The 21,019-nt window shown below is 75.6% G+C and carries 29 protein-coding genes and 1 tRNA gene; 10 read left to right on the top strand and 20 right to left on the bottom strand.

The annotated features are described in order from the left end of the window. Nucleotides 1–14: 14 nt before the first annotated feature. Complete coding sequence (locus tag E9565_RS05640) at nucleotides 15–323, top strand: antibiotic biosynthesis monooxygenase family protein (protein ID WP_236824839.1); 309 nt, start codon at nucleotides 15–17, stop codon at nucleotides 321–323. On the opposite strand, the gene E9565_RS05635 is transcribed toward E9565_RS05640, so the two are convergent. Genes E9565_RS05635 through E9565_RS05625 form a run of 3 tightly spaced genes read right to left on the bottom strand, consistent with a single transcriptional unit; the run spans nucleotide 320 to nucleotide 2,387 of the window. Next, nucleotides 320–1,165 (bottom strand): hypothetical protein, encoded by an 846-nt coding sequence (locus E9565_RS05635; RefSeq protein ID WP_236834296.1) that lies wholly within the window; start codon nucleotides 1,163–1,165, stop codon nucleotides 320–322. The genes E9565_RS05640 and E9565_RS05635 overlap by 4 nt on opposite strands. A gap of 42 nt (nucleotides 1,166–1,207) precedes the next feature. Next, nucleotides 1,208–2,017 carry a zinc finger domain-containing protein gene (locus tag E9565_RS05630; protein ID WP_236824837.1) on the bottom strand — a complete coding sequence of 270 codons (810 nt, stop codon included), beginning with the start codon at nucleotides 2,015–2,017 and terminating at the stop codon, nucleotides 1,208–1,210. A gap of 49 nt (nucleotides 2,018–2,066) precedes the next feature. Next, complete coding sequence (locus E9565_RS05625; protein ID WP_236824836.1) at nucleotides 2,067–2,387, bottom strand: GNAT family N-acetyltransferase; 321 nt, start codon at nucleotides 2,385–2,387, stop codon at nucleotides 2,067–2,069. A 184-nt stretch (nucleotides 2,388–2,571) separates the two neighbouring features. On the opposite strand from E9565_RS05625, the gene E9565_RS05620 reads away from it, so the two are divergent. The 5 genes from E9565_RS05620 to E9565_RS05600 all read left to right on the top strand — a co-directional run bounded on the left by E9565_RS05620 (nucleotide 2,572) and on the right by E9565_RS05600 (nucleotide 5,127). Next, nucleotides 2,572–2,644 (top strand) — tRNA-Arg (locus E9565_RS05620). A 52-nt stretch (nucleotides 2,645–2,696) separates the two neighbouring features. After that, entirely contained in the window at nucleotides 2,697–3,446 is a 750-nt protein-coding gene (locus E9565_RS05615) for a GAF and ANTAR domain-containing protein (protein WP_236834295.1), read from the top strand. A 110-nt stretch (nucleotides 3,447–3,556) separates the two neighbouring features. Next, nucleotides 3,557–4,252 carry a response regulator transcription factor gene (locus tag E9565_RS05610; RefSeq protein WP_236824828.1) on the top strand — a complete coding sequence of 232 codons (696 nt, stop codon included), beginning with the start codon at nucleotides 3,557–3,559 and terminating at the stop codon, nucleotides 4,250–4,252. A gap of 42 nt (nucleotides 4,253–4,294) precedes the next feature. Then, a complete protein-coding gene (locus E9565_RS05605) occupies nucleotides 4,295–4,651 on the top strand; it encodes a hypothetical protein (RefSeq protein WP_236824827.1) in 357 nt (118 codons plus the stop codon). Between the two features lie 29 nt (nucleotides 4,652–4,680). Then, nucleotides 4,681–5,127, top strand: a complete 447-nt coding sequence (locus E9565_RS05600) for an SRPBCC family protein (protein WP_236824826.1) — start codon at nucleotides 4,681–4,683, stop codon at nucleotides 5,125–5,127. A gap of 12 nt (nucleotides 5,128–5,139) precedes the next feature. Here E9565_RS05600 and E9565_RS05595 read toward each other — a convergent pair whose 3' ends face one another. Continuing rightward, nucleotides 5,140–6,156, bottom strand: coding sequence for a potassium channel family protein (locus tag E9565_RS05595; protein ID WP_236824825.1), 1,017 nt, complete (start codon nucleotides 6,154–6,156; stop codon nucleotides 5,140–5,142). A 151-nt stretch (nucleotides 6,157–6,307) separates the two neighbouring features. On the opposite strand from E9565_RS05595, the gene E9565_RS05590 reads away from it, so the two are divergent. From E9565_RS05590 to E9565_RS05580, 3 genes are read left to right on the top strand one after another with little or no spacing between them, the layout of a single operon-like run. Continuing rightward, nucleotides 6,308–7,153, top strand: coding sequence for an NAD-dependent protein deacetylase (locus E9565_RS05590; RefSeq protein ID WP_236834294.1), 846 nt, complete (start codon nucleotides 6,308–6,310; stop codon nucleotides 7,151–7,153). Continuing rightward, nucleotides 7,150–7,449, top strand: a complete 300-nt coding sequence (locus tag E9565_RS05585) for a biopolymer transporter Tol (protein ID WP_236834293.1) — start codon at nucleotides 7,150–7,152, stop codon at nucleotides 7,447–7,449. Before E9565_RS05590 ends, E9565_RS05585 begins: the two co-directional genes overlap by 4 nt. Nucleotides 7,450–7,504: 55 nt before the next feature. Beyond that, nucleotides 7,505–8,419 carry an MSMEG_6728 family protein gene (locus tag E9565_RS05580; protein ID WP_236834292.1) on the top strand — a complete coding sequence of 305 codons (915 nt, stop codon included), beginning with the start codon at nucleotides 7,505–7,507 and terminating at the stop codon, nucleotides 8,417–8,419. Here the strand turns inward: E9565_RS05580 and E9565_RS05575 are convergent. Next, nucleotides 8,416–8,814, bottom strand: a complete 399-nt coding sequence (locus tag E9565_RS05575) for a PaaI family thioesterase (protein WP_236834291.1) — start codon at nucleotides 8,812–8,814, stop codon at nucleotides 8,416–8,418. The two genes, E9565_RS05580 and E9565_RS05575, sit on opposite strands and share 4 nt — an antisense overlap. Then, on the bottom strand, nucleotides 8,811–9,170 hold the full coding sequence (locus E9565_RS05570) for a VOC family protein (protein ID WP_236824820.1): 360 nt from the start codon (nucleotides 9,168–9,170) through the stop codon (nucleotides 8,811–8,813). The genes E9565_RS05575 and E9565_RS05570 overlap by 4 nt, the downstream gene beginning before the upstream one ends. A gap of 107 nt (nucleotides 9,171–9,277) precedes the next feature. Between E9565_RS05570 and E9565_RS05565 the strand changes: the two genes are divergently transcribed. Continuing rightward, nucleotides 9,278–9,976 carry a YbaK/EbsC family protein gene (locus E9565_RS05565; protein WP_236834290.1) on the top strand — a complete coding sequence of 233 codons (699 nt, stop codon included), beginning with the start codon at nucleotides 9,278–9,280 and terminating at the stop codon, nucleotides 9,974–9,976. Here E9565_RS05565 and mscL read toward each other — a convergent pair. From mscL to E9565_RS05495, 14 genes are all read right to left on the bottom strand, one after another. Then, entirely contained in the window at nucleotides 9,973–10,413 is a 441-nt protein-coding gene (mscL, locus tag E9565_RS05560) for a large conductance mechanosensitive channel protein MscL (protein ID WP_236824818.1), read from the bottom strand. The genes E9565_RS05565 and mscL overlap by 4 nt on opposite strands. Before the next feature lie 5 nt (nucleotides 10,414–10,418). Further along, the gene (gene cpaB, locus E9565_RS05555; protein ID WP_236824817.1) at nucleotides 10,419–11,078 is read right to left on the bottom strand and encodes a Flp pilus assembly protein CpaB; all 660 of its coding nucleotides are present in this window, start codon (nucleotides 11,076–11,078) and stop codon (nucleotides 10,419–10,421) included. A gap of 96 nt (nucleotides 11,079–11,174) precedes the next feature. After that, nucleotides 11,175–11,495, bottom strand: a complete 321-nt coding sequence (locus E9565_RS05550; protein ID WP_236824816.1) for an FmdB family zinc ribbon protein — start codon at nucleotides 11,493–11,495, stop codon at nucleotides 11,175–11,177. Nucleotides 11,496–11,607: 112 nt separating this feature from the next. Next, on the bottom strand, nucleotides 11,608–12,363 hold the full coding sequence (locus tag E9565_RS05545; RefSeq protein ID WP_255714364.1) for a cytochrome c oxidase assembly protein: 756 nt from the start codon (nucleotides 12,361–12,363) through the stop codon (nucleotides 11,608–11,610). 90 nt (nucleotides 12,364–12,453) lie between these two features. Then, on the bottom strand, nucleotides 12,454–12,957 hold the full coding sequence (locus E9565_RS05540) for a DUF2243 domain-containing protein (RefSeq protein ID WP_236834289.1): 504 nt from the start codon (nucleotides 12,955–12,957) through the stop codon (nucleotides 12,454–12,456). Nucleotides 12,958–13,068: 111 nt separating this feature from the next. Next, on the bottom strand, nucleotides 13,069–14,325 hold the full coding sequence (locus E9565_RS05535) for an APC family permease (protein ID WP_236824813.1): 1,257 nt from the start codon (nucleotides 14,323–14,325) through the stop codon (nucleotides 13,069–13,071). Between the two features lie 45 nt (nucleotides 14,326–14,370). Next, nucleotides 14,371–15,294 (bottom strand): cation diffusion facilitator family transporter, encoded by a 924-nt coding sequence (locus tag E9565_RS05530; protein WP_236834288.1) that lies wholly within the window; start codon nucleotides 15,292–15,294, stop codon nucleotides 14,371–14,373. After that, on the bottom strand, nucleotides 15,291–16,004 hold the full coding sequence (locus E9565_RS23130) for a cation diffusion facilitator family transporter (protein ID WP_236824811.1): 714 nt from the start codon (nucleotides 16,002–16,004) through the stop codon (nucleotides 15,291–15,293). Before E9565_RS23130 ends, E9565_RS05530 begins: the two co-directional genes overlap by 4 nt. After that, a complete protein-coding gene (locus E9565_RS05520) occupies nucleotides 16,001–16,375 on the bottom strand; it encodes a helix-turn-helix transcriptional regulator (protein WP_236824966.1) in 375 nt (124 codons plus the stop codon). The genes E9565_RS23130 and E9565_RS05520 overlap by 4 nt, the downstream gene beginning before the upstream one ends. A 36-nt stretch (nucleotides 16,376–16,411) precedes the next feature. Beyond that, on the bottom strand, nucleotides 16,412–18,787 hold the full coding sequence (locus tag E9565_RS05515; protein ID WP_236834287.1) for an excinuclease ABC subunit UvrA: 2,376 nt from the start codon (nucleotides 18,785–18,787) through the stop codon (nucleotides 16,412–16,414). 94 nt (nucleotides 18,788–18,881) lie between these two features. After that, nucleotides 18,882–19,292, bottom strand: a complete 411-nt coding sequence (locus E9565_RS05510) for a VOC family protein (RefSeq protein ID WP_236824809.1) — start codon at nucleotides 19,290–19,292, stop codon at nucleotides 18,882–18,884. A 5-nt stretch (nucleotides 19,293–19,297) separates the two neighbouring features. Further along, nucleotides 19,298–19,747: a helix-turn-helix transcriptional regulator gene (locus tag E9565_RS05505; protein WP_236824808.1), complete on the bottom strand. Its 450-nt coding sequence runs from the start codon at nucleotides 19,745–19,747 to the stop codon at nucleotides 19,298–19,300. 32 nt (nucleotides 19,748–19,779) lie between these two features. Further along, on the bottom strand, nucleotides 19,780–20,229 hold the full coding sequence (locus E9565_RS05500) for a DUF5313 family protein (protein WP_236824807.1): 450 nt from the start codon (nucleotides 20,227–20,229) through the stop codon (nucleotides 19,780–19,782). Nucleotides 20,230–20,266: 37 nt separating this feature from the next. Then, nucleotides 20,267–20,986 (bottom strand): AAA family ATPase, encoded by a 720-nt coding sequence (locus tag E9565_RS05495; protein WP_236824806.1) that lies wholly within the window; start codon nucleotides 20,984–20,986, stop codon nucleotides 20,267–20,269. Between the last annotated feature and the right edge of the window lie 33 nt (nucleotides 20,987–21,019).

Raw genomic sequence — 21,019 nt, 5'->3', positions numbered from 1 at the left:
CCCAGGAGGGCCCCGTGTCCGTCGTCGTCGTCGCCACCATCACCCCGAAGCCCGAGGCGGTGGACGCCGTCCGCGAGGCGATCCTCGCCGCCGTGCCGCAGGTGCACGCGGAGCCCGGGTGCGAGCTCTACGCGCTGCACGAGGGCGACGGCGTCTTCGTGATGGTGGAGCGGTGGGAGAGCCCCGAGGCGCTGCGCACCCACGGCAAGGCCGAGGCGCTGAGCACCCTGGGGGCGGCGCTGGCCGGCAAGCTGGCCGCGCCGCTGGACGTCCGCCGGCTGACCCCGGTCCCGGCGGGGGAGCCGGGCAAGGGCGCTCTCTAGCCGCTCGCGCCCCTGCGGCAGGCGTGGTTGTGGTCGAGGTCGTCCTCGACCCACTGCACCATCGCCACCCGGCCGCCGGGGACCAGCGGGTCGGCGTCGCAGCGGTCCCGGGCGTCGGCCCGGTCGTCCGCGCCGGCGAGCCAGCTGTCGAGGTCGGCCAGGTTGCTCGCCGCGGGCACGTCGCCGACGATCCGGCCCCACTGGTAGCCCGTCGAGTACACGCCCACCCGGCCGTCCCGCTCGGTCAGGTACTCGGTCATCCCCTCCAGCGTCGCCCGGTTGCGCGCGCGGGCGTCGGCGGATCCCTGCTGCCAGGTGTTCATCGTCTCGACGTCGAGCCACCACGTGTAGTGCTCGGGGCGGCTGTCCAGCGGCACCGACCGCGCGGCGGGCCGGAAGAACCACTGGACGCTGGTGCGCGCCCGCTCCCAGCCGTACTGCCAGCTGCAGGCCATCGAGTTGGCGCCGTCGCACTCGCCGTAGGGGGTCTCGCCCGCGGAGGGCCAGGTGACGACCCGGTCGCGCACCTGGCCGGGGTTGGCGGTGTTGAGGTACAGCTGCAGCGGCGGCTGACCGGGCACCTCGCCCGACGAGCCGGCGCCCCACTCCAGCTGCTCGGCGAGGCAGGGGTTGGTGCGGGTGGCCAGCCCGCCGTTCACGCCGACGACGGCGAACGCCGCATCGTCGGGGAGGTCGTCGCCGCACTGCGGGTGGGAGACGTCGTAACCCGTGCTGATCCGCGGGGCCTCCCGCTCCACCGGCGCGGCCGAGGCCGCGGTGGGAAACCCGACCAGCCCGGCCACCGCGGTCACCGTGATCGCCCAGCGTGACCGACGTCTCATCCTCCTCGACGGTACACGCGCCGCCGGTGCCGGCCGGTGGGTTCAGGCGGCCTGGCAGACCGGGCACCAGTAGAGGTTGCGGCCGGCCATCACCTCGGTGCGGACAGGGGTGCCGCAGACCCGGCAGGGCAGCCCGGTGCGCCGGTAGACGTAGTGGGCGTCCTCCCGGGTCACCGCCCCGCTGCGGCGGGAGCGGTCCTCGAGGCGGGTGGTCACGATGCGGCCCATGCGGACCCCGGCCCGCATGAGGGTCACCAGGTCCCGCCACATGGCTGCCCACAGGTCGGCGCCGACGGCCTTGCCGGGGCGGAACGGCGAGACGCGGTGCCGGAACAGCAGTTCGGCGCGGTAGACGTTGCCGACGCCGGCGAGCACCGACTGGTCCATCAGCAGGGCACCCACCGCCGTGCGGCTGCCCGCGATCCGCCGGTGGGCGACCGCGCCGTCGGCACGCGGCCGCAACGGGTCGGGCCCCAGCCGGCCGAGGATCCGCTCGACCTCCGGGGTCGGGAGCACCTCGCACGCGGTCGGGCCGCGCAGGTCGGCCCACACCCCGGCGCCGTCGGGCCCGTCGGCCACCCAGCGCATCCGCAGCGCCCCCTTGGCCACCGGGGGCGTGCCGGTGCCGGTGAGGAAGGTGCCGTAGAGGCCCAGGTGCACGTGCAGGTGGTCGCCGCCGAAGCGGGCGAACAGGTGCTTGCCGTAGGAGAACACCTCGTCGAGCACCCGGCCGTCCAGCAGCGCGGCGCCGGCCGCGAACCGGCCCTGCGGGCTCGTCACGTGCACCGGGCGGCCGGCGAAGGGGAGCTGGAGGTGCCGCGCCAGGCGGAACAGCGTGTGGCCTTCGGGCACCCGGGCAGCCTAGGTGGCGCCCCGGACCGCCCGCCCGGCGGACGCCGGCTCAGCGCTCGGCGGGCTCCAGGCCGAAGTGCGGCCGGTCCTCGGCCGCGACGAGGTCGACCAGCTCGGGGTGCTGCTGGATGTAGTGGCGGACGAAGGAGCAGTAGGGGAGCACGGTCAGCCCGCGCTCGCGCGCCGCGTCGAGGACGCCGGCGACCAGCGCCGTGCCGATCCCCTGCCCGCCCACGGCAGGGTCCACCTCGGTGTGCGGGAGGGTCATCTGACCGTTGTCGACGTGGTAGCTGGCCAGTCCGACGACGCGCTCGCCCTGCCGGACCTCGAAGCGCCCCCGCTCGGGGACGTCGACCACCGTGGTCTCCATCGTTGCGACCCACCTTCCTGACCCCCGGCGACGCTGCCGGGGCTCGGCTCGTTCCCCAGCACCGTAACCCGCTGGAAGCGTCCGCTCTCTCTCCCGTACCGACGAGTCGGGTGCTGCGGTGGTTCCGCGGGGCCACCGGCTAGCCTCTGGGCGTCGGTCCGGCGCGGTGGTCCAGCGCGCCGTGGCCCCCGTAGCTCAGGGGATAGAGCATCGGTTTCCTAAACCGTGTGTCGCAGGTTCGAATCCTGCCGGGGGCACCGCGCGTCGCCGCCCGTTCCCGCGCCCCGCGTGACGTGGCAGTCTCGGTCGATGACGACGAGCCGGGAAGAGCACCCGCCCGGGCGCGGGCAGCCCTCGTCCCAGGGCACCGGCACGGCCGCGGGCGAGGGCGAGCTCGCCCGGCGGCTGGCCGATGCGGCACGCGACCTCCAGGAGCGGTCGGGCCCGCAGGAGGTGATGGACGAGATCGTGGCCCTGGCGGTGCGCATGGTGCCCGGCGCCGAGGAGTCGTCCATCAGCATGACGCGGAAGGCGCACGTCTACTCCGCGGCGGCCACGGGCGACCTGCCGCGGAGCTTCGACCGGCTGCAGGGGGAGACCGGCCAGGGGCCTTGCGTCGACGCCCTGCTGAGGGAGCGCACCGTCCGGGTCGACGACCTGGCCGGCGACGCGCGCTGGCCGTACCTCGCCGCTCGGGCGACCGACCTGGGCGTGCGCAGCCTGCTGTGCTTCCAATTGTTCGTGCACGGCGACAACCTGGGCGCGCTGAACCTCATGTCGGGCCGGGGAGCAGCGTTCGGCGACGAGTCCGAGCACGTCGGCCTGCTGCTGGCCAGCCACGCCGCGGTCGCCGTGGCCGATGCGCAGGAGCTCGAGCACGTGAGCGCGGCGCTGGTCCACCGGGACGTCATCGGGCAGGCCAAGGGCATCCTCATGGAGCGGTTCAAGATCACCGCGGACCAGGCGTTCGGCCTGCTCGCCAAGGTCAGCCAGGACAGCAACCGCAAGCTCCACGCGGTGGCCGAGGAGCTCACCCGCACCGGCACCCTGCGTCCCTGACCGGTGCGTACCGGGGGCGGGATCCCGGCAGGCCGCTCAAGCACCGCGTTCACCCGGCCGATGGAGTGCAGGTCAGGTCGTCGTCACCGAACGTGAGCGGAGCAACCAGCGTGTCCATCTCCACCGGCGTCACCCGGGTCCTCGTCCTCGCCGACGCGCCCGTCCTGCGTCGCGGCCTGGTCGGCATGATCGACGAGACCGCCGGCCTGCAGGTCGTCGGTGCGCCCGGCGAGCCGCGCCGAGCCCTCGTGCTCGCCGAGTCGGCCCGCCCCGACGCGGTGGTCGTCGAGCTCGGCTCCGGCCGCAGCGCCACGCTCACCGCCGTCCGCGACCTGCGCCGCCGCTTCCCGCGCACCGCCGTCGTCGCCGTGGCCACCTCGGAGGACCCGGCCGTGGTCAACGAGGCGCTCGCCGCCGGCATCCGCGGCTACCTGCTCATGAACACCTCCGCCACGCTGCTGGGGTGGGCCGTGCTGGCCGCCCGCGCCGGCCGCACCGTCGTCGACCCGCAGATCCGCCGGGTGGAGGCCGGGACGGCTGTGCCCGTCGCCCGCGAGCTCACCCCCGCGGTGCCGCTGACCCGCCGCGAGTCCGACGTGCTCGACGAGCTGGTCCAGGGGCAGTCGAACCGGCGGATCGGCGAGAACCTGTTCATCTCCGAGGACACGGTGAAGTCGCACGTCAAGGCGATCCTGCGCAAGCTCGGCGCCCGCGACCGCGCGCACGCCGTCTCGATGGTGCTGTCGGCCCGCAACGGCTGCACCTGCGGCTCGCACGACCTGACCGCCGCCCCGGTCGAGGTCTGACGGCAGGCCGCCGCCCGGCCCGCACGGGGTTACCGTGCTGGCATGGTCGGCCTCCTGACCGCGCTGCTGCTGGTCGTGCTGCTCGCCGGGATCGTCGTCTGGTGGGTCTCGGTGCCGCAGCCGGCCGGCCGGGCGCTGCCCGCGCGCGAGCGGGCGCTGCGGGAGCGGGCGGTCGCGGCCGCCCGCTGGCACGCCGCGCACGACGAGGTCGACGGCGTGACCCGGGTGCTGCTGCGGCGCAGCTGCCCCGGTCCGGACGGGCACCCGGAGGTGCTCGAGGAGCGGGTGTTCGAGACCTTCCCGGCGGACGACCCGCTCTGGGAGGCGCGCTTCACCGAGGCCATGGCCGGTGCCCGGTTCCGCTGCTCCTACCTCAACAACGAGGAGGGGCGGGCGTAGCCGCTCGGCCGGAGGGCAGGATGGGCGGCATGGGTCAGGTCGTCGCCACCACCGAACGTGTCCTGCGCGCCCCGGCGGACGTGGTCCGCGCCGCGCTCGCCGACTACGCCGTCACCCGGCCGAAGGTGCTCCCCGAGCAGTACAGCGAGTACCGCGTGGAGGCCGGCGGCCAGGGCGCCGGCACGAAGGTGCACTGGCGCCTGCAGGCCACCTCCAAGCGGGTGCGCGAGCAGGACGTCGTCGTCACCGAGACCCCGGACGGTGCGCTCGTGGAGACCGACACGAACTCCAGCATGGTGACCACCTGGACCGTCAGCCCCGCGGACGCCGGGGTGAGCACGGTGCGGGCGCGCACGACCTGGACCGGCGCGAGCGGCATCGGCGGGTTCTTCGAGCGCACCTTCGCCCCGAAGGGGCTGGCCCGCATCCAGGACGCGCTGCTCGACCGGCTCGAGCAGCAGGTCACCGCCGGCTGAGCCCGGAGGGCGTCAGGACGGCGAGCGCTCCCCGCCCGGCCAGCGGTAACCGGCCGCCTCGATCCGCCGGCACAGCTCGTCGCGCAGCCCGGCGCACTCCGCGGTGAGCGCGGCGAGCTGCCCGGTGTCGACCCGCAGCCCGGCCCGGCCGATGGCCCCGGGATCCAGGCCCGGCGCCGGACCGGCCTCCTCGCCCCCCGTCACGGGTGCGTGCTCGACGTACTGCTGGACGGCCGAGACCACCGAGCGGCGCAGGCCGGCCGGGAGCCGGTCGGCGGGGTCGGCCGCGGCCGAGAGGGCGAGGGTGGCGTCGAGCAGCACCGCGACCGCCGGTGCGGTGCCGAGATCGGCGTCCCGCGGGCGGTAGGCGTGCAGCAGCGGGTAGGCCCGGTGCTGCTGGCCCAGCGTCGACAGCGTCGACGACAGCGACGAGAGCGGCACCACCGCCGGGACCACCGAGCCCGGGGTGGTCAGGCCGGCGGCCATGTCCGCACCCGTCTGCCCGAAGCCGGTCACCTCCGCCGCGAAGCTGCGCTTGACGACCACCGCGGAGATCACCGAGGTCAGGTAGGAGACCCCGAGGGTGATCAGCAGCATCCCGCTCAGCGCGGCGGCCATCGTGGCCAGCTGGGAGCCGGCGCCGTCGGGCTGGTAGCCGCCGTTGCCCAGGGTGGCGATGCTGTACCCGGCGAAGTAGAAGCGCTCCCAGAGCGACGCCGGTGCCCCGGTCGAGGAGCCGACGACCGCGCGGCCGTCCCCGAGGAACACCAGCGACCAGCCGAGCCAGAGCAGGCTGAACCAGGCGCCGACCGTGAGCCCGACGAGGATGACGCCCGGGCCGCCCACGGCGCGCACCGCCGCGGCGTCGGCGACGGCAGGCCTCCGGGCCAGCCGCCACACCGCGCCGGTGACCAGCCGGGTCAGCGGACCGGGTCCGCTGGCGACGGCGAGCGTCGTCCGCACCTCGTCGACGACGGCGAAGGCCACGATCGCCAGCCCGAGGGCGTCCCACCACCACCCGCCGGTCACGTGGTTCCCCGGGATCGTGCGTGCGCGCGGCGGTCGATGGTCGGCCTCCTCGGGTGCGGGCGGGCGGTCCCGGGAGAGGGTGACCGGGGAGGCCGCGGGCTACACACGGCCGCCGGCGGCGCGCGCGCCGTCCGCCAGGGACGATGGGCGGGTGACCGCAGCGCCACCCGCCGTCGACGGGCTCTCCGGGCTGACCGACCTGCTCGCCGGGGGCGGGGCGCTCGTCCTCTCGGGTGCCGGGCTGTCCACCGACTCCGGCATCCCCGACTACCGGGGCGCCACCGGATCGCTCCGCCGGCACACGCCGATGACCTACCAGACGTTCACCCGCGACCCGCGGGGCCGGCACCGCTACTGGGCTCGCAGCTTCATCGGGTGGCGGCAGATCGCCGGGGCCCGGCCCAACGCCGGGCACCGGGCGGTCGCGGCCCTGCAGCGGGCCGGGGCGGTGGCCGAGGTCGTCACCCAGAACGTCGACGGGCTGCACCAGGCCGGCGGCGCGGTGGGCGTCCTGGAGCTGCACGGCGGCCTGGACCGGACCGTCTGCCTGGCCTGCGGTGACGTGGCCTCCCGGGCGGCGCTGGACCTCCGCCTGCGGGCGGCCAACCCGGGTTTCCGCCCGGAGCCGACCGACGAGGTCAACCCCGACGGCGACGTCAAGCTGCCCGAGGAGGCGCTCGACGGGTTCGTGATGGTCGACTGCCTCGCCTGCGGGGGCGGACCGCTCAAGCCCGACGTCGTCTTCTTCGGGGAGACCGTGCCCCGGGACCGGGTCGACGCCTGCTTCGCCCTGGTCGACGACGCCCGGGCGCTGCTGGTGCTCGGCTCGTCGTTGACCGTGATGAGCGGCTACCGGTTCGTCATCCACGCCGCCAAGCGGGGCATCCCGGTCGCCATCGTCAACTCCGGGGCCACCCGGGGCGACGCCAAGGCGTCGCTCAAGCTCGACGCGCCGCTGGGCGTCGTGCTGCCCGAGCTCGCCCGCCGGCTGGCGTGACGCGCGAGGTCGGGCGCACCGACGACGGCCGGTGGATCGTCGTCGACGGCCGCCGCTGGCGCGCCGCCGACCCCGCGCTGCCGGACGACGTCCGCGCCCGGCTGCTGCACCACCTCGGCGTGGCCCGCTCCGCCGTCCGGACCGGCCGGGGCGACGACGACGCGGTGGCCGCGGCCCGGGCCCGCGTGCAGCTGGCCAAGACGGGGCTGGGGGAGCGCGGCACCCCCTGGTGGGAGCAGGACGACGCCGCGCGGCGCGCGCGCTGGGAGGCGGCGCTGCGGGCGCTCGGGGGATGAGGCCCACCCGCGTCCGACGGTTCGCCCGCGCCGCGGCAGGGCAGGAAGCCCGGCGATGCAGACCTTCCTGCCGGTGGCGGACTTCGAGGAGAGCGCCCGGCTGCTGGACAACCCGCGCCTGGGCAAGCAGCGGGTCGAGACGCTCCAGATCCTGCGGGCCCTCGAGCTGCCCGACTACGGCTGGGCCAGCCACCCCGCCGTCCTGATGTGGAAGGGCCGGACGCCGGCCCTGGTGGCCTACGGGCTGGCGATGGCCCGGGTGTGGCGCGAGCGCGGCTTCGCCGACACCACCGAGGCCCAGATCGGGGAGTTCGCCCCCGAGGTCGTCGGCCGGTCGCAGGCGGAGCTGGCCGCGGCCGGCCTGCTGCCCTCCTGGGTGGGCGACGAGGAGCTGCACCGCTCGCACCGGTCCAACCTGGTCGCCAAGGACCCGGAGTTCTACCGCGGCCGGTTCACCGAGCTCTTCGGCCCCGAGCCCGACGACCTGCCCTACCTGTGGCCGGGGCCCGACGACGTCCCGCCCGCACCCGGGCCCGAGGGGGTGCCGGTGTGGGTGGTGCGGCCCCGGTCGCACAACGAGCTCGGCGCCTGCCTGGCTGCCGGCGTCGTGGGGCTGGGCACCCAGTCGGGCATCGACGTGGACGCGGGCGGGATGGCGCCGGCCGAGCTGCGGGCGCTGTCCCGGGAGATCTCCGGCCGCCGCCCCGCCAAGGACCTGCGCCAGCTCTCGGCCTTCCTCGACGATGTGCGACCCGGCGACCCGGTCGCCCTGCCGGTCGAGCACGGCGCCGGGCTGCTGCTGGGCGAGGTGGCGGGGGAGTACCTGTTCCAGGGGCGGGAGCTGCTGCCGCACCGCCGGCCGGCCCGCTGGGACCGGGTGGTGCCGCGGGCGGCCGCCCGGCCACCCGCGACCCTCCAGGACCCGCGCGCGCTGTTCCGGGTGACGCTGGACCCCGCCGTCCTGGGCTAGCCCGGCAACGGCACGTTCTGCAGCCGCACCTGCCCGCGGGCGACCAGCTTGCCGTCCTCCCGGGTGAGGGCCACCTGCCACAGCTGCTGGGTACGGCCCTGCTGCACCGGCTCGGCGACGACGTCGACCCGCCCCTCGGTGACGCTGCGGAGGAAGTCGGTGCTGTTGTTCACCCCGACGGCGAACTGGCCGCGGTCGCGCACCGCCAGGCTCGCCCCGATGCTCGCCGCGGACTCGACCACCGTGCAGTAGAGCCCGCCGTGCACCACCCCCCAGGGCGTGTGCTGCTCGGGGCCGAGCTGCACGTGCCCGGCCACGCGGGTGCCGGTGGCCTCGGTGACCTCGAACCCGGTCGCGGCGACGAACGCGCTCGCCGGGCGGTCGGGCCGGGTCACGCGTCCCACACCAGGCAGAAGGGGTGGCCCACCGGGTCGGCGTAGACGCGGAAGTCGCCCCCGCCGCCGGGCAGCTTCCGGGCGCCCAGCGCCAGCACCTTCGGCTCGGCCTCCTCGATGTCGGCGACCCGGATGTCGAGGTGGAACTGCTGCGGTCGGTCGGGGTCCGGCCAGTCCGGTGGCTGGAGATCCGGCGCCTGCTGGAAGGCCAGCCGGTAGCCGGCGCCGGTGACGACGACCCAGTCGTCGCCGGGCCCGCCCCGGCTGATCTCCATGCCGAGCAGGTCGGCGTAGAAACCGGCGAGGGCGTGCGCGTCGGGTGCGTCGAGCACGACGGAGTGGAGTTGACCGATCATGGCGCCATCCTGACGCGGTCCCCGGCCGGCCGACAGCCGGCTCACGGCCCCCGGTCGCGCGGATCCCGCCAGCAGGGCCGGTGGCCGCATACCGGAGGATCGGGGGCATGCCCGACCCCGCCGCGCCCGTCCTCGGTTCGCTGATCTGGTCGCCCGCCGCCGAGCGGCCCGAGCTGCTGGCCCCGCCGGTCGCCGCCGCGCTGCCGGTGCTGGCCGGCCCGGTGTGGGTCGCGGAGATCGCCGACGACCTCGCCGACACCGCCGCCTTCACCGAGGCCTACGGGGTGCCGCTGGCCGCGTCGGCCAACTGCGTCGTCGTCGCGGCCCGCCGGGGAGGGGAGACGACGCTGGCCGCCTGCCTGGTCCTCGCCACCACCCGGGCCGACGTCAACGGGCTGGTGCGGCGGCACCTGGGGGCCCGCAAGGCGTCGTTCGCCCCGCAGGACGTCGCCGTCGCCGGGAGCGGCATGGCCTACGGCGGCATCACCCCGGTCGGGCTGCCCGCCGCCTGGCCGGTGCTCGTCGACGCCGCCGTCGCCGATGCCGAGGTGGTCGTCATCGGCTCGGGCACCCGCGGCAGCAAGCTGGCCGTGCCCGGCGCGGTGCTGGCCGCGCTGCCCGCCGCGCAGGTGCTGGAGGGGCTGGGCCAGCCGCTGCCCCTCGAGGCGCCGCCGCCCGCGCAGCCGCTGCGGCTGGACCGGGCGCCGGACGACTCCGACGTCGGCTGGGGGGAGCGGCCCGCCGAGGGCTCCGACGACGACCGGCGCTACCACGAGGACCGGCCGCCGCACTGGGGCAGCGACTAACGGCCCTCGTGCAGGGTCCCGCCGCGAGCTTGCGAGTGGTGGGGGGCACGAGGGTCCTGCTGCTGCTGCGCACGGAGCAGGTCGCGGATCTCGACCAGCAGCTCGACCTGCGTGGGTGCCACCGGGCCGGGCTCCTCGCCCGTCGCGCGCCGTTCCAGCAGCCTCTTCATCGGGGTGACGACCACGAAGTAGACGACGGCCGCGGTCAGCACGAAGGTGATCACCTGGTTGACGAAGCTGCCCCAGGTGAACACCTGGCCGTCCACGGTGACGGTGCCCCCGTCCACCCCACCGCCGCCGACCAGGCCGATCAGCGGCTCGAGGAACGACTCGGTGAACGAGTTCACCACCGCGGTGAACGCGGCGCCGACGACGACGGCGACCGCGAGGTCGACGACGTTGCCGCGGAGCAGGAAGTCCTTGAATCCCTTGAGCATGGGGTTCATCCAACTCGCTCGCCCGGGCCTCCGGCGGGGGCCGCGCCGGGTCGTGGCGGCGGCAGGCTGACCGTCAGCGTGGCGCTGGCCGCTGCGGCGGCGAGCCGGGCCGCGGTGTCCCCGTCGACGGCGAGGACCAGCAGACCGGCGCCGTCGTCCCCGGCCGGGGCGGCCAGCACCAGCGCGCCGGCCGCCACCCGTTCGGCCGGCCCCGCGTCCGGGCCGGCCGCCAGCACGTCGACCCGGTCGCCGGCGCGCAGCAGCGCCGCGACCGCGAGATCGGCCAGCCGCACGGGAGCGGCGACCTGGCCCGCGGGCAGCAGGGCGGTCAGCCCCGCCCCGACCAGCCGCGCGTCGGTGAGCGGTTCGCCGCGGCGGACGTGCCCGGCGAGCACCCGCTCCGCCAGTTCCTCCGGGGTGGACGTCGCACCGTCGGGCACCGCCCCGGGCGGCAGCCGGACGAGCGCCAGGTGCTCGCTGCCCAGCGCGGTGCCGGCGGGCAGATCCGCGGCCGCCACGACGACCTCGGCACCGGGCGGTTCGGGGCCGCCGGTGGGGGCCGGTGCGGGACGCAGCGCCAGCCCGAGGGCGAGCGCGGCCAGCAGCGTGGCGCCCAGCCGGCGCGCGGTCAGCAGCGGGAAGCGGGGGCGGCGCGGGCGGAACACGCCTCCGACCCTGCCCGGCGCGGCCGGCGCGCGGAGCGATCGGGCGCGGGCTGTGGAACCGCGGTGGGGCTGTGGAAGGGCCCCACCGCCGTCGCGCTAGTTGGCGGCCTTGGCCGCGCTGCCGGAGGTCGCCGCCGGGGTCGCGGCGGGGGCGGGGGAGGAGCTCTCCTTGGCCGGCGTCGAGGAGGTGCCCGACGAGCCGTTGCTGCCCGCCTTCTCCGAGGTCTTGCCGGTGGAGCGGCTGTCGGTGCGGTAGAAGCCCGAGCCCTTGAAGACCACGCCGACCGAGCCGTAGACCTTGCGCACCGCGGCGCCGCACTCGGGGCACTCGGTCACCGGGGCGTCGGTGAAGGACTGCACGACCTCGAACTCGTGCTTGCCCTCGGCGTTGGCGCAGGCGTACTGGTACGTGGGCACGGCGTGGCTCTCCCTGGTCGAGCGGAGTGAGGGGTCCGGGTTGGCACTCGCACCCGGAGACTGCCAATGATGCGCCATGCGGTGACCCGTCGTCCACGTCTGCCGGCGAGCATCACGTCCGCGTCGCGCCGGCGGGGGCGACCGCGCCCACGGTCGTGCGGTCCGCGGCCCTGGCCGGCACGCGGCCGCGGTACCAGGCGGTGAAGAGGGCGATGGCCAGCAGCAGCTCGGCGACGTCCCCTCCGTGGTACATCCACCGGGCGGCCAGCTCGTCCCGCGACACGGCGTGCGCCGCCCCGGGCGGGAACAGCGCGGCGTGGGCGTAGAGGAGCTTGGCGAGGTAGCTGTGCGCGGCGGTGGACGCGAGCAGGGCGACCAGCCGCGTTCCCATGCCCGGCCGCCCCGGAGCCGGGTCGGGGCCCGCGATCGCCCAGACGAAGAGGCTGCCGGCGAGCACGAAGTGGACGTTCACCAGGGCGTGCAGCAGCGCGCTGCCCGTCGTCGCGGCGTAGAGGGGCGTGAGGTACAGCAGGTAGAGGGTGCCGGTGGCGAGCGCCGCCGCGGTGAACGGGTGGCCGAGCACGTGCAGGTACCGGCTGCCGAGGACCGTGCCGATGCGCCGGCGCACCGGTGTCGAGGACGCACCCAGCAGCAGCGTGACCGGCGCCGCCAGGACGAGCCCGAGCGGCGCGAACATGCCCAGCAGCAGGTGCTGCGCCATGTGCCCGGTCGGGTCCCGGTGCGCGAAGGCCGCCACGGGCGGGGAGACCGCGGCGGCGACGAGGCCGACGCCCGCCGTCCAGCCGGCGGTCCGCGCCGACGGCCACGGCCGCTGCAGCCGACGCTGCGCGCGGCCGGTCGCGGCCAGGTAGACCGCGACCGCCGCGCCCGCCAGGAGGATCGTGGCGATCCAGTGGCCGGTGGCGACGCCGGCCGCCGGGCGTGCTCGTGCGGCACGTCAGCCGGCCCGGCCGGCAGCTCCCGCGGTGCGCCCCTCGTCCCGGCTGCGGACGGCCAGCACGACGCCGACCAGGAGCAGCACGCCGCCGGCGGCGTTCCAGGCCAGGTCGTAGGGCAGCAGGTCGACGCCGTAGCGGACCTGGTGCACGCGCAGCACCTTGTGGTCGACCAGGCCGTCGAACAGCTGGAAGCCGCCGAGCCCCAGGAACAGCCCGGCCCAGGCGGAGCGCGGCGCGAGCGCGTGCCGTCGTCGCAGGTCGGCGAAGAGGAAGAAGCCGGCGACCAGCAGGACGAGCTCGGCGGCGTGCAGCAGCCCGTCGGACATCAGGGCCACGCTGCTGGTCGACCGGTCGTAGAAGTGGTGCCAGGCGAGCACCTGGTGGAAGACGATCTCGTCGACGGCGGCCATCAGGCCGATCCCGATGACCGCTGCCACGAGCAGCGACCGGCGACGGTCCGGGCGGGCCGCGTCCGTGCGGGTCCGGCCGGGGTCCGCTGCCATGCTGCCCGCCTCCCCGGATGCTCCTGCTGCCCGGACCCATCCTGTACCGCGCACGCGGCGCCCGCCTCCCCGCGGGACGGGCAGGCGCACCCCGGCCGCGTGCCGCCGCGCCTACCGGGTGGCGAGCCGGAGCCGGGTCAGCCGGTAGGCGGCGCCCACGGCGACCACGATCGCGCCGCCGACCACCGCCTCCACGGGCAGCGACACGACCAGCACCAGGCAGCCGACCACGCCGAGCACCTGCAACGGCCGGGGGAAGCGGCGGTGCGGGCGGTCCTGGGTGAAGGCGGCCGCGTTGGCGACGGAGTAGTACAGCAGGACGCCGAAGGAGGAGAAGCCGATCGCGCCGCGCAGGTCGACGGTGAGCACCAGGAGGCAGACGACCGCGGCCAGGGCGAGCTCGGCGTGGTGCGGCACGGAGGACCGCGGGTGCACCGCCGCCAGGAAGCGGGGGAGGTCGCCCTGCCGGGCCATCGCCAGGCCGGTGCGGCCGATGCCGGCGACCAGCGCCAGCAGCGCACCCAGCGAGGCGGCGGCGGCGCCGATCCGCACGACCGGCTCCGCCCACGTCCACCCGCCGCCGTCCACCGCCGCGGCCAGGGGCGCCGCGGTGGCGGCGACGCCGTCCGGACCGAGGGCCACCAGCACCGCCACGGCGACCACCGCGTAGACGGCGACGGCGATGCCCAGCGCCAGCGGGATGGCCCGCGGGATGGTCCGCGCCGGGTCGCGCACCTCCTCGCCCATCGTCGCGATCCGCGCGAAACCCGCGAAGGCGAAGAACAGCAGGCCGGCCGACTGCAGGACGCCGTGCACCCCGCCCTCGCCGAGCGTCCACCCGCTCAGCCCGTCCGTCGTCGCCCCGCCGCCGAGCAGGCTCGCGGTGACCGCGACCGCCAGCGCGAGCAGGACGACGCTGACGATGACGCGGGTCAGCCCCGCGGTGCGGGTGATGCCGCGGTAGTTGACCGCCGTCAGGCCCAGCACCGCGGCCACGGCGACCGGCCGCTCCCAGCCGGCCGGCGCCGCGTACGCGGCGAAGGTGAGCGCCATCGCCGCGCAGCTCGCGGTCTTGCCGACGACGAAGCCCCATCCGGCGAGGAACCCCCACCACGGGCCGAGCCGCTCGCGGCCGTAGACGTAGGTGCCGCCCGAGGTGGGGTACTGCGCGGCCAGCTGCGCCGACGCCGTGGCGTTGCAGTAGGCGACCACCGCCGCCAGCGCCAGCCCGATCAGCAGGCCGGCGCCGGCGGCCTGCGCGGCGGGGGAGAAGGCGGCGAACACCCCGGCGCCGACCATCGAGCCGAGCCCGATGACCACCGCGTCCGTGGTGCCCAGCCGCCGGACCAGGGCGGGACCTGTGCTCACGGTGCTCCTCGCTCGCGACGGCGTCGGCCGACGATAGCGGGGCGGTCAGCGGTGGGCGGCGGGCTCGTGGTGGGCGTGCGCGGCGGTCTCGAGCTGGAAGGTGGAGTGCTCGATGCTCAGCGGGAAGTGCTCGGCGAGGCAGGCCTGGAGCTGGTCGAGGACCTGCGGGGCGTGCCCGTCGTGGAAGCAGCCGTCCTCGACGACGACGTGCGCCGAGAGGACCGGCAGCCCGCTGGTGATCTGGGAGGCGTGCAGGTCGTGCACCCCGACCACGTGCGGCAGCGACAGCAGGTGGCTGCGCACGGCGTCGAGGTCCAGCCCCGGCGGGGTGCTCTCCAGCAGCACCGACACCGTCTCGCGGAGCAGCTTGATCGTGCGCGGCACGATCAGCGCGACGATCACCAGCGAGGCGACGGCGTCGGCCTGCAGCCACCCGGTCAGCGCGACGACGGCCGCCGCCACCAGCACCGCGACCGAGCCGAGCGCGTCGTTGACCACCTCGAGTAGCGCGGCCCGCATGTTCACGTTGCCGCCGTGCCCGCCGCGGGTGAGCACCGCGATGCCCGCGAGGTTGGCGGCCAGCCCGATGCCGCCGAACACCAGCACGGTGGTGGCGGCGACGGGCGGCGGGTCGGCCAGCCGGGCGAACGCCTCCACCGCGATGTAGCCGCCGACGGCCAGCAGCACGGCGGCCTGGAGCGTCGCGCCCAGCACCTCCGCGCGCCGGTAGCCCCACGTGCGCCGGGACGTGGCAGGCCGCGCGGCGAGGGTGGCCGCGACCAGCGCGATGACCAGCCCGGCGGCGTCGGTCGCGGCGTGCGCGGAGTCGGCGAGCAGCGCCAGCGAACCCGAGAGGAGCGCGCCGACCAGCTGGACGACGAGCACGCTCGCGGTCAGGGCGAGCACCACCGCCAGGCGCCGCCGGTTCCCGGCCGCGGCGGCGTGCCCGTGGTCGTGCGCGCCGCTCACCGCGATGTCCGCGCGGACGCACCGCAGCTGTCGCCCGAGGTCGCGCAGCAGGTGTCCACCCCGGCGCCCGGAGCCGGGCGGCCGGGCGCGCAGCAGCCCTCGCCGCGCCACGCCTCGACCGCCTCGCGCAGCGCGACGGCGGCGATGACCAGGCCCGCGACCGGGTCGGCCCAGCTCCAGCCCAGCCACGCGTTGAGCACCAGCCCGGCGAGGACGGCGGCGCTCAGGTAGGTGCAGAGCAGCGTCTGGGTGGAGTCCGCGACGACGGCGCCGGAGCCGAGCGCCCGGCCGGTGCGGCGCTGGGCCCAGGAGAGGAACGGCATGACGACCAGGGAGACCGCGGCGAGCGCGATGCCCACGGGCGAGGCGTCCGGGTCGCCGCCGGTGGCCAGCGCGCGCACCGACTCGAACGTCACGTAGGCGGCCAGGGCGAAGAAGGAGACGGCCATCAGCCGCAGCGCCTGCCGCTCCCGCGACTCCGGGAGGTGGTGCCGGAACTGCCACAGGATGATCAGCCCGCTGGACACCTCGACGACGGAGTCCAGCCCGAAGCCGATCAGCGCGACCGACCCGGCGGCCAGCCCGGCGGCGATGGCGATGACCGCCTCGACGACGTTGTAGGCGACGGCGGTGCCCGTGAGCAGCTGCGCGCGGCGGCCGAGGCGCGCGCGCTCCTCGGCGGCCGGGGGAGTGGTGGTCGCGGCGCTCACCGGGCCGGCTCCTCGCCGTAGGCCGGGCACAGCGTCACCGCATCGCCGGTGGCGGCGAGCAGCTGCTCGGCGGCGGCGAGCAGCCCGAGCACCTCCGGGGTCGCCGCCAGCGACCACAGCGACGCACGTCCCCGCGGACGGGAGGTGACCAGGCCGCAGTCCCGGAGGCACGCCAGGTGCGCCGAGACGGTGGACTGGGCGAGCCCGAGGTGGCGGGTCAGCTCCACCACCTTGTGCTCGCCGAGGGCGAGGTGGCGGACGATCGCCAGCCGGCTGGGGTCCCCGAGACTGCGGAACAGGCAGGCGGCGGCCGACAGCGCCGCCGCTTCGTCGACCGGTACGTCGGCGGGGCGGGCGGCCCGCGCGATCATCGTCACCCGGCGATGATAGCGCCGGACCCCGGCTGCTCAGCCGGCGACGTACTCGGCGAGGTGCTCCCCGGTGAGGGTGGACCGGGCGGCGACCAGATCGGCCGGGGCGCCCTCGAACACCACGCGGCCGCCCCGGGACCCCGCGCCGGGACCGAGGTCGACGATCCAGTCGGCGTGCGCCATGACCGCCTGGTGGTGCTCGATGACGATCACCGTCGTGCCCGAGTCGACCAGCCGGTCGAGCAGGCCCAGCAGGTTCTCCACGTCGGCCAGGTGCAGGCCGGTGGTCGGCTCGTCGAGGACGTAGACGCCGCCCTTCTCGGCCATGCGGGTGGCCAGCTTCAGCCGCTGGCGCTCGCCGCCGGAGAGGGTGGTGAGCGGCTGGCCCAGCGTCAGGTAGCCCAGCCCCACGTCGGCCATCCGGTCGAGGATGGCGTGCGCGGCTGGGGTGCGCGCCTCCCCGCCGCCGAAGAACCCCTCGGCCTCGGCCACGCTCATGGCCAGCACCTGGGCGATGTCCTTGCCGCCCAGCCGGTACTCGAGGACCGCGGCCTGGAAGCGCCTGCCCTCGCACTCCTCGCAGGTCGACTCCACCGTCGCCATGACGCCGAGGTCGGTGTAGATGACCCCGGCGCCGTTGCAGGTCGGGCAGGCGCCCTCGGAGTTGGCGCTGAAGAGCGCGGGCTTCACGCCGTTGGCCTTGGCGAACGCCTTGCGGATCGGCTCGAGCAGGCCGGTGTAGGTGGCGGGGTTGGACCGGCGGGACCCCCGGATCGCGGACTGGTCGACGACCACCACGCCCTCCCTGCCGGCGAGGTTGCCGTGGACCAGCGAGCTCTTGCCCGACCCGGCGACGCCGGTGACCACGGTCAGCACGCCGGTGGGGATGTCGACGTCGACGCCCTGCAGGTTGTTCTGCCGCGCCCCGCGGATCTGCAGCGCACCGGTGGCCTGCCGCACCTCCGCCTTGAGTGCGACGCGGTCGCCGAGGTGCCGGCCGGTGAGGGTGCCGCAGCGCCGCAGCTCCTCGACGCTGCCCTCGAACACGACCTCGCCGCCCTCGGTGCCGGCGCCCGGGCCGAGGTCGACGACGTGGTCGGCGATCGCGATCGCCTCCGGCTTGTGCTCGACGACCAGCACGGTGTTGCCCTTGTCGCGCAGCCGGAGGAGCAGGTCGTTCATCCGCTGGATGTCGTGCGGGTGCAGCCCGATGGTGGGCTCGTCGAAGACGTAGGTGACGTCGGTCAGCGACGAGCCGAGGTGGCGGATCATCTTGGTGCGCTGCGCCTCGCCGCCCGACAGCGTGCCCGCCGGGCGCTCCAGGGAGAGGTAGCCCAGCCCGATCTCGACGAAGGAGTCCAGGGTGTGCTGCAGCCCGGCCAGCAGCGGCGCCACCGAGGGGTCGTCGAGGTCGCGCAGCCAGGTGGCGAGGTCGCTGATCTGCATGCGGCACAGGTCGGCGATGTTCTTGCCCCGGATCCTCGACGACAGCGCCTCGGCGCTCAGCCGCGTGCCGTCGCAGTCCGGGCAGGTCGTGAAGGTGACCGCCCGCTCGACGAAGCGGCGGACGTGCGGCTGCATCGCCTCGACGTCCTTGCTGAGCATCGACTTCTGGATCTTCGGGATCAGCCCCTCGTAGGTGAGGTTGACCCCCTCGACCTTCACCTTGGTCGGGCCGGCGTGGAGCAGGGTGTGCAGTTCCTTCTTCGTGTACTTCGCGATGGGCTTGTCCATGGGCAGCCCGGCGCCGGCGAAGATGCGGCCGTACCAGCCGTCCATGCTGTAGCCGGGCACCGTCAGGGCGCCCTCGGCGAGCGACTTCGCGTCGTCGTAGAGCGCCGTCAGGTCGATGTCGTTGACCGAGCCCATGCCCTCGCAGCGCGGGCACATGCCGCCGAGGCGGGTGAACGTCACCTTCTCGGCCTTGGCGCCGGCGCCGCGCTCGACGGTGATCGCCCCGCTGGCCGAGATCGACGGCATGTTGAACGAGTAGGCGTTCGGCGAGCCGAGGGCGGGTTCCCCGCGCCGGCTGAACAGGATCCGCAGCATCGCGTTGACGTCGGTGGCGGTGCCCACGGTGGAGCGCGGGTTGGCCCCCATGCGCTCCTGGTCGACGATGATCGCCGTCGTCAGGCCCTCGAGGACGTCGACGTCGGGGCGCGCCAGGGAGGGCATGAAGCCCTGCACGAAGGCGCTGTAGGTCTCGTTGATCATCCGCTGCGACTCGGCGGCGATCGTGCCGAAGACCAGCGAGCTCTTGCCCGACCCGGAGACCCCCGTGAACGCGGTGAGCCGCCGCTTGGGGATCTCGACGGAGACGTCCTTCAGGTTGTTCTGCCGCGCCCCGACCACCCGGATCAGGTCGTGGGCGTCGGCGGCGTGCACCGAGATCGGCTCGGTCAGCGTGCTCATCGTCTCTCCGTCCGTCCGGGCCCCCGCCCGTGTGGCGAGGGCCCGGTGTCTACCAGGGGTGTCCGACAGGGATGACCGTCCGGGCGGCCGGATCTCAGCGCAGCTCCTGGATGCGGACGGTGTTGCCCGCGGGATCGCGGAACGCGCAGTCGCGCACCCCGTAGGGCTGGTCGGTCGGCTCCTGCATCACCTCCGCGCCGGTGGCCTGGATGCGGTCGAAGGCGGCGTCGACGTCCTTGGTGGCGAGGACGACGGAGGCGTAGGTGCCCTTGGCCATCATCTCGGCGATGGTGCGCTTCTCGTCCTCGGTGATCCCGGGGTCGGCGGCCGGCGGGTGCAGCACGATCGAGGTCGCCGAACCGTCGGCCGGGCCGACGGTGAGCCAGCGCATGCCCTCGTAGCCGACGTCGTTGCGCAGCTCGAAGCCGAGGGCGTCGCGGTAGAAGGCCAGCGAGGCCTCGGGGTCGTCGTGCGGGAGGAAGGTGTGGTGGATGGTGAGGTCCATGCCGGTCACGCTAGGGACGGCGCCGGTGCCGGCGCTTCTCGATTCCTGACCGGTCTGGTGACCTGCTTGGCGGTGCACGGGGGGATGCCCACCGTGGCCGCCGCGGCCTCCCGCCGGTAGGTGCTCGGCGGCACCCCGACCAGCTCGGTGAAGCGGGTGCTGAAGGTGCCCAGCGACGAGCAGCCCACCGCGAAGCAGACCTCGGTGACCGTCAGGTCGCCGCGCCGCAGCAGCGCCATCGCGCGCTCGATGCGCCGCGTCATCAGGTAGGCGTAGGGGGACTCGCCGTAGGCGCGCCTGAACTCCCGGCTCAGGTGCCCGGCCGACAGGTGGGCGCCCCGGGCGAGTGCTGCGACGTCCAGCGGCCGGGCGTACTCGCGGTCGATCCGGTCCTTGACGCGGCGCAGCCGCGCGAGGTCGCGCAGGTGCGGGTCGGCGGCGGCTCCGCTGGTCACGGGCAGGATGCTGCCACCCCGCCGCCCCGGCGTCAGCGGCCCTGGCGCTCCCGGTAACGGGCGGCCCGGCGGGCGGCGGCGACGCGCTTGCGCTCGCTCTCGGCCTGCTGGCCGGCCAGGCCGGCGCGCTCCCGGGCGGCGGTCGCGGTGCCGGCGGGGTAACCGGCCTTCACCACCCGGTTCTCGGTGGTCTCGGGCATGTAGGCCAGGGAGTAGATGAGCGCCAGGAAGATGCCGCCGCCCGCGACCGCCAGCCGCAGCTCCCACGAGGCGGGCAGGAAGGCCACGACCAGCGCGATGGGGATCGAGAGCTGGACCATCGTCCGGAGGAGGTGACGGGCCCACCAGGTGCCGGTCGTCGTGTCGTGCAGCACCCAGCCGCGGTGCCGCGCGGGCAGCCCGCCACCGAGCGCGTACCAGAACCACCGGTGCGGGGCCGGGCGCACCACGGGGTCCGGCGTCCGCTCCGCGTCGCTGTCCACCGGTCCATGGTCCCACTGCCGCCCGCCGTGGGGGTGTTCACCCCAGGTGGCGCAGGAAGGAGCCCGGATCGGTCAGGAACTGCTGCCAGTGGGCCGTCAGCTCGAGCTCCTCCCAGGTGGTCTCCCGCAGGCCCCACGGGCCGACCTCGAGCAGCCGGGCACCCGGCAGGGCGGCCAGCACGGGGGAGTGGGTGGCGACGACGACCTGCGCGCCCCGCGCGACCAGATCGCCGAGCCGGGCGACGAGGGAGAGCACGCCGGTGAAGGAGAGGGCGGCGTCGGGCTCGTCGAGCACGTACAGGCCCGGACCGCGGGCCCGGTCGCCGAAGAGGGACAGGAACGCCTCCCCGTGGGAGAGCTCGTGGAACGCCGTCTCGGCGCGCTGGGGGTTCCGGTTCTCCTCCAGGTAGCTGTAGAGGCCGTGCAGCGTCTCGTCCCGCAGGAAGTACGCCCAGCGGGGAGCCCCGGGGCTGCGCTCCACGACGAGGTCGAGACCGCCCGGCTCGCTGCTCCGGGTGCGGTGCCGGGCGGCGGCCGACCCGCCCTCGGAGTTGAGCCCCAGCGCCGCGGCCAGCACCTCCAGGACCGTCGACTTGCCCGAGCCGTTCTCGCCGACGAGCACCGTCGCGCCCGGCCCGAGCTCCAGCCCCTCGCAGAGGACCTGCGCGATGGCCGGCACGGTCGCCGGCCACGCGTCCACCGGGTGCGGCGGTGCGGCCGGGTCGGGCCTGAGCCGGCGCACGGGTCGGCGGTCCACGCGGCCATCCTGGCTCAGCTGGTGCGGTCCTGG

The organism is Blastococcus sp. KM273129, from assembly GCF_021698995.1.
In the GTDB taxonomy this organism is placed as follows: domain Bacteria; phylum Actinomycetota; class Actinomycetes; order Mycobacteriales; family Geodermatophilaceae; genus Blastococcus.
Note: the sequence above shows the minus strand (reverse complement) of the source record. Positions and strands in the feature narration are given on the sequence as shown.